Raw genomic sequence first — 12,486 nt, 5'->3', positions numbered from 1 at the left:
CATGACCATCGACCTCATCACCATCGGTTCTGAGCTGCTGTCCGGGGTGACGCTGAACACCAATGCGGCGTTCATCGGCGATCAACTGGCGCGCGCCGGTCTGCGTCTGGCGCGGCAGATCTCCATCCCCGACGATCTCGAGACGATTGTCGCGACAGTGCGCGAGTCGCTGGCCCATGCCGAGTGGGTGATTGTCTCCGGCGGTCTCGGACCGACCCATGACGATGTCACCAAGAACGCGATTTCCCGGGTCTTCGACAGGCCGTTGGTTCTCCGCGATGAAATTCTGGTGGAATTGAGGGAGCGTCTGGCGCGGGTCGGTCGTCCATTGACACCGCTCATTGAAGCACAGGCACTCCTGCCGCGCGACGTCGAGACACTCCCCAATCCGGTCGGCACCGCGGTGGGAATTCTCCTAACCACCGGCACGTCAACGTTGGTCGCGGTACCCGGCGTGCCGCGCGAGATGCGTCCGATGGTCGCCGATTACATTGTTCCACGCATCGCCGCGCAGGCCAAATCGACAGCCGCCTCGTTTGTCTGGTCCACCACCGGGTGGCCAGAATCGCGGCTCTATGAGACCCTTGAAGCGGCGATCAAGAAGCACGCCGATCTGGAGGTCGCCTTTCTCCCGTCGGAGCTCGGCGTCCGCTTGCGGGTCACGGCGGTCGGCTTGGATGCGTCGCTGAGATTGGCGAGTTTCGCCGACGAGATCCGGCCGCTGATTGGGCCGGCGATCTATGCGGAGGAGGATATCGGTCTGGAGGACGTGCTGGCCAGGTTACTGCGGGAGCGGGGACTCACTTTGGCGCTGGCCGAGTCATGCACCGGCGGGTTGGCGGCCAAGCGGATGACCGATATTCCCGGATCGTCGGCCTATATGCTCGCCGCGTTTGTCACCTATGCCAACCGCGCGAAGATTGATCTGCTTGGTGTCGACGCGGGGTTGATCGACGCGCACGGCGCGGTGTCTGAGCCGGTGGCTCGGGCCATGGCCGAAGGCGCGCGTGCCCGCACCGGTGCCGCTTGCGCCCTCAGTATCACCGGCATTGCCGGTCCGGATGGTGGAACAGCGGAGAAGCCGGTCGGCCTCGTGTGGATCGCCCTGTCGATGCGTGGCGCGACCACTACGGCGGAGGAGTTCCGTTTCCTCGGCAATCGTGAAATGATCCGGGCCCGTGCCGCGCAGGCGGCGTTGAACATGTTGCGGTTGCGCCTGATTGTGTAGGGGCGACCCGTTGGGTCGCCCTTGGGCACGGCACGCCGTGCCCCTACGGATGACATATGCGTTCTTTCATCGCCATCAATCTCCCGGATGATGTCAAGGCCGAGATCGATGCCATCATTGATCGTTTGCGACCTGCCGGGCCACCGGCCCGTTGGGTACCGGCGACCAATCTGCATCTGACCCTGAAATTCCTCGATGAAATCCGCGAAGATCAGGTGCAACCGATCACCGATGCCATCGCGCGTGCCACGGCCGGGGCGAGGCCATTCGAGATTCGGCTCGGTGGTTTCGGTGTCTTCCCCAACGAACGCAAGGCACGTGTCTTTTGGATCGCGATCGAGTCGGGCTTCGATATTCTCAAGCCGCTGGCCACGGCGATGGACGATCAACTGGCGCCGTTGGGATTCGCCCGCGAGGCGCGTCCGTTCTCCGCCCATATCACTCTGGCACGCCTGCGTGAACCCGGCCCGGCCGATCGCCTGGTCAAGGCCGCCTCTCACATGAGCTATCGTTCCGACCCCATCCCCGTCCGTGAGATCGATCTTATGCGCTCGATTCTCTCCCCCAAAGGCGCTGCATATTCGGTCCTTTCAAGCGTTGCGCTGCAAGAACCGGCAGACATGGGGCTTTAGCCCCTTGCCATTAAGCCCGGCTGCCATTTGGGGAAATCTGAACAAATGTTCAGATTCCGCTTGCCAGCGGCTTTTTCCGCTGGTATACTGACCGGGCGACAGCGATTTGATTGTCGGTTGGAAACAGAGCGAATCCGAACCCATAGAGACCGGCCCGTCGCAGGCGACGGCTGGGGCAAAGGACGAAGCCATGGCAAAGACACCGGTGCAGCCGCCGCCGTCCGACAACGGTAAGAAGCGCGCCCTCGAGTCGGCGGTGATGCAGATTGAACGGCAGTTCGGCAAGGGATCGATCATGCGTCTCGGCGGCGAGACTGCCGACCCCACGGTCGAGACGATTTCCACCGGCTCGATCTCACTGGACCACGCTCTCGGCGTCGGCGGCGTGCCGCGCGGACGGGTGATCGAGATCTATGGTCCGGAGTCATCGGGCAAGACGACGCTGGCGCTGCAGATTATCGCGGCGGCGCAACTGTCGAGTGGGAATGCGGCGTTCATCGATGCCGAGCACGCGCTCGATGTCACCTATGCCCGCAAGCTCGGGGTCGACCTCGACAATCTGCTCATCTCCCAACCCGACACCGGCGAGCAGGCGTTGGAGATCACCGAGACATTGGTCCGTTCCGGCGCCATCGATGTGATCGTGATCGACTCCGTGGCGGCACTTGTGCCGCGCGCCGAGATTGAAGGCGAGATGGGCGACCCCCAGATGGGGTTGCAGGCACGGTTGATGTCGCAGGCGCTGCGCAAGCTCACCGCCACCATCGCCAAGTCCAAGACTTCGGTCGTCTTCATCAATCAAATCCGCATGAAGATCGGCGTGATGTTTGGCAATCCCGAGACCACGACCGGCGGCAACGCGCTGAAGTTCTACGCCACGGTGCGCATGGACATCCGCAAGATCGCCTCGATCAAGGATGGCGATCTGGTCAGGGGCGCCCGCACGCGTGTGCGCGTCGTGAAAAACAAAGTCGCCCCGCCGTTCCGCGAGGCGGAGTTCGACATCATCTACGGCGAAGGGATCTCAAAGTGCGGCGACCTGCTCGATCTGGCGGCGAAGGAGAATATTCTGGAGAAGTCCGGCTCGTGGTATTCGTATGGCGATCAGCGGATCGGCCAGGGACGCGAGCAAGCGATCACCTTTCTCTCCGGCAATCCTGAGCTCTTCACCGAAATCGACCGCAAGGTGCGCACACAGTTGGGAATGATCAAGGCGGCGCCGGTGGTGGAGGTGGAAGGCGTAAAGGGGAAATAGCACGTTTCGCATGTGTGCCACGGGTCTTTAGACCCGTGTCGGAGAAGATCGGAGTGAGAATCACGGATCGGAAAGACCCGTGGCGCCAGCATCTCTATGGCAAAGGGGCAGAGTGAGTTGGAGGGTGGATGATGAAGAACACGATGGCCTTGCTACTTATACTGACGGCTCTGCTGGGATGCGCCGGGATGGGAGCTCAGATGGAGCGGTTTCGGGCCAGGAACCGGATACGCCTCCAGTCGCTCAAAGTGGGAATGTCGCAAGACTCGGCTCTGGCAGCAATGGGAAGTGAGGTTGTTGAGATCAGCAACAAGTGGGAGGTCGGGCCCCTCAACCCCCGGAGACAGACACAGGTGCTGAGCAATCCGTACAAGACCGAAATATATGCTGGCGCGCGGGATACGCTCGACGTCTTCTACTACTACGCTGAGCTCAAGCGGCAAGACGGTGCCATTTCGGATGATGAACTCGTTCCGCTTGTCTTCAAGGAGGGCCGGCTGCTGGGATGGGGCCACAGCTTCTTGCAGGAGTCGATCACTCGATATGAGATCCGTTTTCGTTGACAGCGTTTCGAGTGCGGCTGGTCGGAGCGCGATGAACGAACACACCGTGTCAGTCGTCGCCTCGGATGCAACTGCAAAGGCACGGTCCACCATGTAGGCGCACGGGTCTGAAGACCCGTGGCACGAGACGGGAGACGTGGCAGGGGGTGTACATTCACGCACCGGATGATTACCAAGTAACGACGACCGGCTACCTGACGCGCGCCGAGAAGCTCCGAGAGACGGACACCTTGCAGAACCTATTCTACGCTGCGTTCGAGGTGCGTTGTGCTTTGGAACGAACGCTTGTAGATTTTCTGGTGCTCGTTCTGAATCCCAAGAAGCCCGACCTCTACCTTAGGAGAAGCGACTATCAGCCGAAGGTCGTTCTTCGGATGATCCGCCGCGTCGACCCTGACTTTGAGAAACGGCTGCGTTTCACGAGGCTCCTGCTTCAGGCCAACGGTCTGACACGCTCGAATGTTCCCTTTGATTTCGAGTGGGTCTGCAGTTCTTGGGATCGCATCAACACCTATCTACATCACCAGAAAGACCCAGATTCGACCGTGAGCAATCCCGAATGGGTAGGGCAATTCGAGACCTGCGTAGATACAGTCCGAACGAAACTGCTGGCCATGTGGAAGTCGAACCGCGGCTACTTGAAGGAGCCGAACTCGAAAGGTGATCAGGTCTACGAACTTTTCCTAACGGGCGAGTACACGGATCAACAGATCATCAACATGCTGCGCCTTTCGGACATCCCTGGTGCCACGGGTCTTTAGACCCGTGTCCGGACCTCGCAATGGACACGCAACCAGCACACAGGAAGACGATCCGGCACTACAATGTCCCCGGTCACGCGCACTTCCTGACATTCTCCTGTTATCAGCGGCGCCCGCTGCTTGTCGACGACGTGATCCGGCTTCTATTCGTACGACAACTCGCGACGACCCGCGACACGCTCGAATACGATCTGTGGGCCTATGTCATCATGCCCGACCATGTTCATCTATTGGTTCGTCCGCGGAAGGACGATCACTCCATTTCGGAGTTTCTTCGTGCACTGAAACGGAACGTGGGCTTTCATGCGTTGAATCGCCTCCAGGAAACGGGCTACTCCGCGCTGTCATTCTGGCAGGCAGGACCGGGGTTTGATCAAAACGTCTCTGACCCGGGCAGAGCCACTGAACTGGCGGCCTACATTCACAACAACCCGGTGAGAAGGGGACTTGTTGCCGAGGCAACTGAATGGCGCTGGTCGAGCGCGCATTTCTGGGCCGGATGGCCAGACTACGATTTGGCGATGGATGAGATCAGCTGATCCCCAATCTGGTGCCACGGGTCTCTTTTGGACCCGTGTTTTCCACCATGGAGGACTGCCAGACACGGGTCTGAAGACCCGTGGCACAAAGAGCTTCTCATGCATGAATCCACCATCACCGCCCTTTCAACCCATCCTGCCCGGCCGGGACGCGTACGTGTGTACATCGACGGAATGTACGCGTTCGAATTGTCGCGCAAGGTCATTCTCGCGCAGGACGTGACCGAGGGAGAGGTTCTCTCGGCGGAGCGGCGTCGGGAATTGGAGATGATAGCCATTCGCGAGGCGGCGATTGCGCTTCTGGCCCGGCGTGAGCGGTCGCGCGCCGAGTTGGCGGCCGGGTTGCGACGCAAGCGGTTTTCCCCGGCCTTGATCGACGCGGTGTTGGGGAAGATCGAAGCCGATGGTCTGCAGAGTGATGCGCGGTTCGCCGATGCCTGGGTCGGGACGCGGCGACGGCTCTCTCCCCGTGGGCGTTTGGCCCTTGTATATGAATTGAAACAGAGGGGAATCGGTGAATCCGAGATTGGTCGGGCGATAGGACAGTACACGCCGACGGACGAACGCGAGGCATTGCGCGAGTTGATCGCCGCCCGGCTGCCCCGCCTGACTGCCTCCGGTGGCAACAAGGAGAAGGTCAAGCACCGTCTCCTCAGTTTTCTGGCCCGGCGCGGTTTCGCCTATGATGACGTCCGCGCCGTGCTGGCGGCGCATTTCCCCGAGTGGCTCTGAGCGTGGCGCTCTGTGAACGGGAAACCAGAGCGGGAATCTTGCGTTCTCTTCTCCCGGAGCGTTATTTGTGCGTTTTGGGAATTCCCGGGACACGTCATGACCGCTGCCAACATCCGCAGAACATTCCTCGACTACTTCGCGGCCCGCGGCCATGCCGTGGTGCCGTCATCGTCGCTCCTGATTCGCGATGATCCCTCGCTGTTGTTCACCAATGCGGGGATGAACCAATTCAAGCTGGTCTTTCTCGGTCAGGAGAAGCGCCCCTACACGACCGCCTGCTCCTCGCAGAAGTGCTTTCGCGTCTCCGGCAAGCACAACGATCTGGAGAACGTCGGCGTCACACCGCGTCACCACACGTTCTTTGAGATGCTCGGGAATTTCTCCTTTGGCGACTACTTTAAGAAGGACGCGATCGCATACGCGTGGGAATTCCTGACGAAGGTCATGGGACTCGACGTCGAGCGTTTGTGGGCGACGGTCTACACCGACGATGACGAGGCCGAGGCGCTGTGGCGCAAGACCGCACCGGAGTTGGGACATCGCGTGCGGCGCTTCGGCGAACAGTACAACTACTGGTCGATGGGGGACGTCGGCCCGTGCGGACCGTGCTCCGAGGTCCATTACGACTTCGGTCCAGAGTATGGGTGTGGGCAACCGACCTGCACGGTCAACTGCGACTGCGACCGCTATCTCGAAATCTGGAATCTGGTCTTCATGCAATTCAACCGGCAGCCGGACGGATCACTGCTACCGTTGCCCAAGCCGTCGGTCGACACCGGGATGGGATTCGAGCGGTTGGTATCGGTGGTGCAGGGGAAACACACCAACTACGACACCGATCTGTTTCAGCCGATTGTCCAGGCGCTCGCTCAGGATTCGGGTGTCGCCTACGACCCGGGTCCGAATGGAGTTCCGCATCGGGTCTGCGCCGATCATCTGCGCGGGTTGGTCTTCACCATTGCCGATGGCGGGATGCCCGGCAATGACGGCGCCGGGTATGTGCTGCGGCGTATCCTGCGTCGCGCCGCACGCCACGGCGCCACGCTCGGCTACCATGAGCCGTTTCTGCACCGGTTCGTCGATCGCGCGATCGATCTGATGGGCGACGCGTATCCCGAGATCAGGACCCGCCGCGATCATGTCGTGCACGTCATCGAAGCGGAAGAAGCGCGGTTCGATCAGACGCTCGATGCCGGGCTGGCGCGGTTCGCATCGGCGAAGGCCCAGGCGTCCAATGGCGTGATTCCGGGCGACGAGGCCTTCCGTCTGTATGACACTTTCGGTTTTCCGCTCGATCTGACCGAGCTTCTGGCCCGCGAGGCGGGTCTGACCGTTGATGTAAACGGCTTCGAGAAGGCGCTGGCGGATCAACGTGCCCGTTCGCGTGCCGAGGCGGCGTTCAAGGACCAGACGGTCTCCAAGGCGGGCGGGCTGCATTATGAATCGCAGTTTGTCTACGAGGCCCTCGCGCTCGACGCGACTCTGCTCTGGGTTGCCGATGATGAGACGGCGATCATCCTGGACCGGACGCCGTTCTATGCCGAAGCCGGCGGGCAGATCGACGACACAGGCGAGATCACGCGCGGCGATGACTTCGCCTTCCAAGTCGAGAGCATGGAGAAGGTCGATCGGGCAATCGTGCATCATGGACGGGTCGTGCGGGGGAAGGCGCGTGGCTCGGTTGGCCAGACGGTCACCGCCACGGTCGATGCGTCGCGCCGCCGGATGATCCAGCGGAATCATACTGCCACGCATCTCCTGCACAAGGCACTGCGGATCGTTCTTGGCGATCATGTTCATCAGGCCGGGTCGCTGGTGGCACCGGATCGTTTGCGCTTCGACTTTGCCCACACTGGGCCGATGACATCGGAACAGAATGAACAAGTTGAAGCGATCGTCAACCGGGAGATTCTGGCCAACACGCCGCTTTCACCCTATCACACCGAGCACCAGAAGGCGCTGGCCGACGGTGTGACCGCGTTGTTTGGCGAGAAGTACGGCGACATCGTGCGCGTGGTGAAGATCGGCGACTACTCGGCGGAACTGTGCGGCGGGACACACGTAGCGACAACGGGAGAGATCGGGCAGTTCCGTATCACGGCCGAGACCGGCGTTGCGGCGGGAATACGTCGCATCGAGGCCATCACCGGCGAGGCGGCTTATGAGAAAGCACAAACCGACGGCGCAACCATCGGTCGCGCCGCCGAGTTGTTGAAGACATCGCCGGATCGAGTGCTGGATCGCATCGAATCCGCATTGAGTGAGATTCGCACCCTGAAGAGCGAACTGGAACAGGCACGACGCCGGCTCGCCAGTGGCGCGGGTTCGACGCTGACGTACGAGAAGGTGCCTGGTCTCAACGTTGAGCTTCTTGTCCATTTTGTAGAAAACGGTTCGCTCGCCGATGCCAAGGCCATTGCCGATGAAGCCAAGGGGTGGGCTGATCCACGTGTGACCTTCATATATACTGGAACTGGGGAAGCAGTCACATCCAGCAGCGCGCCCGCCACTTCGGCAGGGCTCCACGCTAACAAGCTTCTCAATGCTGTCGCCAGGGATCTGGGTGGCAAGGGCGGAGGAAGACCGGACTTCGCTCAGGGAAAGATCACGCTTGGCGATCCGGAGCGATTGAAGTCAGTGGTCATCGAACACATCCGTTCCCTGATCAAGCCGTAGGGTGCGTGCTTTGCACGCACCGTCTACCATCTCCATGATCGGTCCTGTCCATCAGCGTTTCCTTGCCGCTCGACATCGAGGCCAGCGGCTTCTGTGGCTGCTCGATCCTGACAAGATCGACCCGGCGCATCCGGACCCCCGTTGGGAGCAAGCCGAGGACTATGGTGTCGCTGCGATCCTGATCGGCACTTCGCAGGATGGAAATCCCGATTTCGATGCTATTGTGGCGCGTGTGCGTCGGCAGACGCAACTACCGTTGATACTATTCCCCGGCTCGGCGGCGCAGGTGTCGCCGCATGTCGATGCCGTTCTGTTCTTGACTTTGCTCTCCGGGCGGAATCCCGACTATCTGGTCGGGGAGCAGGTCCGGGGAACGCCGTTGGTTCGCGCCCATGGGATCGAGCCGATTCCCACCGGGTACATCCTGGTGGACACCGGCTCCCGGACATCGGTGGCACACCACAGCAACACCGAGCCATTGCCGGAGTGCGGACTCGACGCGATCTGCGATCATGCGCTGTGTGCACAGTATATGGGGCAGGCGTTTGTCTATCTCGAAGCGGGGTCCGGCGCCGCGCGATCGATTGCGCCCGATGTCATCGCTGCGGTGCGCGCACAGATCGCCATTCCGTTGATCGTCGGCGGTGGGATCAAGACACCGGCGGCCTGTCGCGACGCCGTCGAGGCCGGGGCGGATTTCGTGGTCGTGGGTACCGCCTTGGAACGCGACCGCTCGGTTGAGTTGTTGCGCGCTCTTGTGAACGCGGCGCACAGGACGGCAATCGTTGTCGAAGCGGAAACGTAGGGGCGTATGGCAATACACTCCACCATTCTCTTGGTGCCATGGGTCTTCAGACCCATGTTTGATTGTCCCTATGGGTAACTGATGGAATCCCTCGACCGTGATACTGCCTTGCGGATGGCGCAGTCGGCCGTTCGCGACTTGCAACAGGCCGCGGAACGTCTGATCGCCGAGTCGTTTGCCGATCTGTGGCGCGGGTATGAGATGCTGCGTGATACGTTTCAGCGCGGGCGCCAGATCCATGTGTGCGGCAATGGCGGTTCGGCCGCCGATGCGCAGCATTTCGTCACCGAACTGGTCGTGCGGCTGGATGCGCACTCACGCCGTCGACCGTTGCCGGCGACCGCGTTGACGACCGATACCTCCACGCTCACGGCGGCAGCCAATGACTTCGGGTTCGAGCAGATCTTCGCGCGTCAGGTTGAGGCGCGGGCTCAGAGTGGCGACCTCGTCCTGATGTTGTCAACATCCGGTAATTCGCCCAATCTCCTCGCTGCGGCAGCCGCAGCACGTAAGATGCTGGCCGGTACTGTCGCCCTTCTCGGCAAAGGCGGCGGTCAGTTGCAGCCCTTGGTTGACTGTGCCATCGTTGTCCCCTCCGCCAACACGCAGCGCATTCAGGAAGTGCATGGATTATGCCTGCATCTGTGGTGCGAGTGGCTGGAGGACGCCTTCGGTTGACCTGGACCCGTCGACAGCCCAGGCACTGCGGAGACCGCCATGAAAGAAGAGACCCGCCCGTGAACGGGAGGGTCTCCTGTTTGCTCATTCTGCTTCTGATACCCGATGGTCACCAACTCCGGCGCAGACCGTGCGGCCGGAAACCTCTCGGCCCGGTGCCATCACAGACGCCGGGTCCGAAGTTGCCGCGACCAAGGGCTCTTGCACGGTATCCCGTGCCGTCGCGTGGGCCGAACCGGTGAACTGCAATACGTTCGGCGCGATTGAAGCCACGGTGTGGCGCCCAAGCTCTCTCGGCGGCGCGACCAAGCGGACCGACCTTGTGGAATGCCATACGTTCGGTGCGATTGAATCCGACGCAGTTCCGCGGACCGAGACGGGAACCAGGCATGACTCTGTACTTGGACAGGGTGATGTGCCGTCCGGCCCTCATGGTCATACCTTTGGATCTGCCACCCCAAAACCCGCGATGGGCCTCCGCCGTGGCGGAGAGAACACCGACTGCGAGCATGATCACGGTCATGGTGATGATGATTCGTCTTGTCATTCTTCCTCCCTTGTTTGCGCGCATACGGACTCCACCGTCAGACAAAGCATGGCCAATGCCAAGACCTAACACATTGACTGTCAAGTGATTACCATTTGCGGCTTGGGTCGATTTGCACGTTGCGGGTCAGGCATGTACCGATCGGAGCGCACACGGGGATCTTCAGAGGCACATTGTGCGCATGCCAAGTGATTCTATGGACAGACGCTGTGCTTCCTGATCATGCTCACGCACAACTCTGCCGATGGAACCGTCGGTGACTCGGGGTGAGGGGGGTATCATTGGTGGAGGGGGATAGCGCTTGACTTTGAGGGCGTTTTGCATTCCTTGACGGGGCTTGACGATGGCACAATCGGATACCAAATCGCCGGGCCGTGGTCGCACGGCGCAGAAAAAGAAGCCCGGGGGGCTCCCGTTCACGAAGAGGAACTACTACATCTTTCTGGCCGGTTTGGCGGTGATCGTGCTCGGGTATCTGGCCTTGTCGCAGGGGTCGATCACGCTGGCTCCGATCCTGCTGGTCGTGGGGTATTGCGTCATCCTGCCGGTGGCGATCCTCTATCGCGGCAAGGATGAGACTCCGGGCACGGCGTCGAAACCGGAAGGTTGAGCTGCCGATGCAGCGGTAGGTCTGCGGCCGTCGGACAGAACAGGGTTTGATCCCGGCAGGGCGGTTAGCTCAGTTGGTTCAGAGCACCTGCCTTACAAGCAGGGGGTCACTGGTTCGAATCCGGTACCGCCCACCAGAGAAGGGTCCGGAAGGACGACAGGGAAATGCCGGCGACGTGATCTGCAGAGTGGCACATCAGGACAAAGGAAGCGCGGGGTCGTAGTTCAGTTTGGTTAGAACGCCTGCCTGTCACGCAGGAGGTCGCGAGTTCGAGTCTCGTCGGCCCCGCCATTTTGACGAAATTAACGTAAAGAACCACAATAAGTTATTGATAAGCCCCTCATTTTTCCATATCGATTTGACGCGGATTTGACTTACAGGCCGCGGAGTCGATATGGGTTCAATCAGAAAAATCGGGAAGAACTGGCAGGTTGACGCCACTCGACACGGTGTGCGGGTCCGCCAGATCGTTGGAAGCAGCAAGCGGCTAGCCACTGAGATCCTCAGGGACCTTGAAGGTAAGCTGGTCAGGGGGGAGTACGGCTTGGACCGCAAAGACGTGACGGTCGAAGTGCTCCTATCGCGTTTTGGCGACTATGCGCGAGCCAACATTGCACCCAGATCCGCGCGCCGGTACCAAGATGTCGTCGACCGCTTCACTGAATTCCTGCGATCAAAGCGCTTGATACAGCTGTGCTCACACGTCACCACAGGAGTGATCGAGGAGTTTCGTCAATTCCGATTGGCGGGATCACGTCCACCAAAGACGAAGAGCATGAACTTCGAGATCAAAGCGCTACGGACCATCTTCAATTACGGAATCAAGTGGGAGCTGACCTCAAAGAACCCCACGGACGGTGTGAAATCCCAGAAGGTCACGGACGCCAAGCCACTTCGGTTCCTTTCCAGGGAGGAGGCTATGGCTTTGCTCGAAAGCAGCCCCCGGGACATGCGCTCAATCATCCTTGGCTTCCTCCTCACGGGAATGCGTCGTGGAGAACTTGAGCATCTGGTCTGGGACGACATTGATTTTGACCCGGGATGATTCGGATCCGTCATAAGGCGGACTGGAGGCCCAAGACCGGGGAACGTGATATCCCGATGAACTCGGACATGAAAGACCTTCTCCTGCACCTTCGTGCCACGCGCAAGCCGGGAGTTCCCTACGTCTTCACAATTGATGGCAAACCGGCTCTCACGAGCGATATCCGAAGACGATTAATGCGAATCGCGAAGAGGGCTCACGTGAAAGATATGACTTCGATTCACGCGTTGCGTCACACCTTCGGCAGCTTACTCGCCAAGTCGGGAGTTGCTCTCCCAATTGTGCAACAGGCGGCGTCCCGCTTCTTGTTGAAAATCTCCTGACGTATCCTTTCGGCTTCAGGCATCCGGCATTGTTACGCGGCGAGATGCCATTTCTGGTTGACGAGTTCTGCCATCTGGCGATGCCCGTCGAT

At 60.4% G+C, this 12,486-nt stretch carries 14 protein-coding genes and 2 tRNA genes; 15 read left to right on the top strand and 1 reads right to left on the bottom strand.

Features of this window, described 5'->3' with window-relative positions; genetic code table 11:
* Window position 1: 1 nt before the first annotated feature.
* The 10 genes from AB1792_07485 (at window position 2) to AB1792_07440 (ending at window position 9,869) form a co-directional block, all read left to right on the top strand.
* Window positions 2–1,228 (top strand): competence/damage-inducible protein A, encoded by a 1,227-nt coding sequence (locus AB1792_07485; protein ID MEW5702053.1) that lies wholly within the window; start codon window positions 2–4, stop codon window positions 1,226–1,228.
* 56 nt (window positions 1,229–1,284) lie between these two features.
* Entirely contained in the window at window positions 1,285–1,860 is a 576-nt protein-coding gene (gene thpR, locus AB1792_07480; protein ID MEW5702052.1) for an RNA 2',3'-cyclic phosphodiesterase, read from the top strand.
* A 190-nt stretch (window positions 1,861–2,050) separates the two neighbouring features.
* Complete coding sequence (gene recA / locus AB1792_07475; protein ID MEW5702051.1) at window positions 2,051–3,115, top strand: recombinase RecA; 1,065 nt, start codon at window positions 2,051–2,053, stop codon at window positions 3,113–3,115.
* Window positions 3,116–3,243: 128 nt separating this feature from the next.
* A complete protein-coding gene (locus AB1792_07470; GenBank protein ID MEW5702050.1) occupies window positions 3,244–3,678 on the top strand; it encodes a DUF3192 domain-containing protein in 435 nt (144 codons plus the stop codon).
* 146 nt (window positions 3,679–3,824) lie between these two features.
* Window positions 3,825–4,439 (top strand): hypothetical protein, encoded by a 615-nt coding sequence (locus AB1792_07465; protein ID MEW5702049.1) that lies wholly within the window; start codon window positions 3,825–3,827, stop codon window positions 4,437–4,439.
* A gap of 20 nt (window positions 4,440–4,459) precedes the next feature.
* On the top strand, window positions 4,460–4,978 hold the full coding sequence (locus AB1792_07460) for a transposase (protein ID MEW5702048.1): 519 nt from the start codon (window positions 4,460–4,462) through the stop codon (window positions 4,976–4,978).
* 99 nt (window positions 4,979–5,077) lie between these two features.
* Window positions 5,078–5,710, top strand: coding sequence for a regulatory protein RecX (locus AB1792_07455; protein MEW5702047.1), 633 nt, complete (start codon window positions 5,078–5,080; stop codon window positions 5,708–5,710).
* A 96-nt stretch (window positions 5,711–5,806) separates the two neighbouring features.
* Window positions 5,807–8,386: an alanine--tRNA ligase gene (gene alaS / locus AB1792_07450; GenBank protein MEW5702046.1), complete on the top strand. Its 2,580-nt coding sequence runs from the start codon at window positions 5,807–5,809 to the stop codon at window positions 8,384–8,386.
* Between the two features lie 34 nt (window positions 8,387–8,420).
* The gene (locus tag AB1792_07445; GenBank protein MEW5702045.1) at window positions 8,421–9,191 is read left to right on the top strand and encodes a geranylgeranylglyceryl/heptaprenylglyceryl phosphate synthase; all 771 of its coding nucleotides are present in this window, start codon (window positions 8,421–8,423) and stop codon (window positions 9,189–9,191) included.
* Window positions 9,192–9,272: 81 nt separating this feature from the next.
* Window positions 9,273–9,869: an SIS domain-containing protein gene (locus AB1792_07440; protein MEW5702044.1), complete on the top strand. Its 597-nt coding sequence runs from the start codon at window positions 9,273–9,275 to the stop codon at window positions 9,867–9,869.
* 109 nt (window positions 9,870–9,978) lie between these two features.
* Here AB1792_07440 and AB1792_07435 read toward each other — a convergent pair whose 3' ends face one another.
* The gene (locus AB1792_07435) at window positions 9,979–10,416 is read right to left on the bottom strand and encodes a hypothetical protein (GenBank protein MEW5702043.1); all 438 of its coding nucleotides are present in this window, start codon (window positions 10,414–10,416) and stop codon (window positions 9,979–9,981) included.
* 343 nt (window positions 10,417–10,759) lie between these two features.
* Between AB1792_07435 and AB1792_07430 the strand changes: the two genes are divergently transcribed.
* From AB1792_07430 to AB1792_07410, 5 genes are all read left to right on the top strand, one after another.
* Complete coding sequence (locus tag AB1792_07430) at window positions 10,760–11,026, top strand: hypothetical protein (protein MEW5702042.1); 267 nt, start codon at window positions 10,760–10,762, stop codon at window positions 11,024–11,026.
* Window positions 11,027–11,084: 58 nt separating this feature from the next.
* A tRNA-Val gene (locus AB1792_07425) sits at window positions 11,085–11,162 on the top strand.
* A 77-nt stretch (window positions 11,163–11,239) separates the two neighbouring features.
* Window positions 11,240–11,317 (top strand) — tRNA-Asp (locus AB1792_07420).
* A 103-nt stretch (window positions 11,318–11,420) separates the two neighbouring features.
* Window positions 11,421–12,071, top strand: coding sequence for a phage integrase SAM-like domain-containing protein (locus tag AB1792_07415; protein ID MEW5702041.1), 651 nt, complete (start codon window positions 11,421–11,423; stop codon window positions 12,069–12,071).
* Complete coding sequence (locus tag AB1792_07410) at window positions 12,068–12,394, top strand: tyrosine-type recombinase/integrase (GenBank protein MEW5702040.1); 327 nt, start codon at window positions 12,068–12,070, stop codon at window positions 12,392–12,394. Before AB1792_07415 ends, AB1792_07410 begins: the two co-directional genes overlap by 4 nt.
* Window positions 12,395–12,486: the final 92 nt, after the last annotated feature.

It is taken from the genome of Candidatus Zixiibacteriota bacterium (genome assembly GCA_040752595.1).
In the GTDB taxonomy this organism is placed as follows: domain Bacteria; phylum Zixibacteria; class MSB-5A5; order WJJR01; family WJJR01; genus JACQFV01.
The sequence above is the reverse complement of the archived record's forward strand: the minus strand, read 5'-3'. Positions and strand labels throughout refer to the sequence as shown.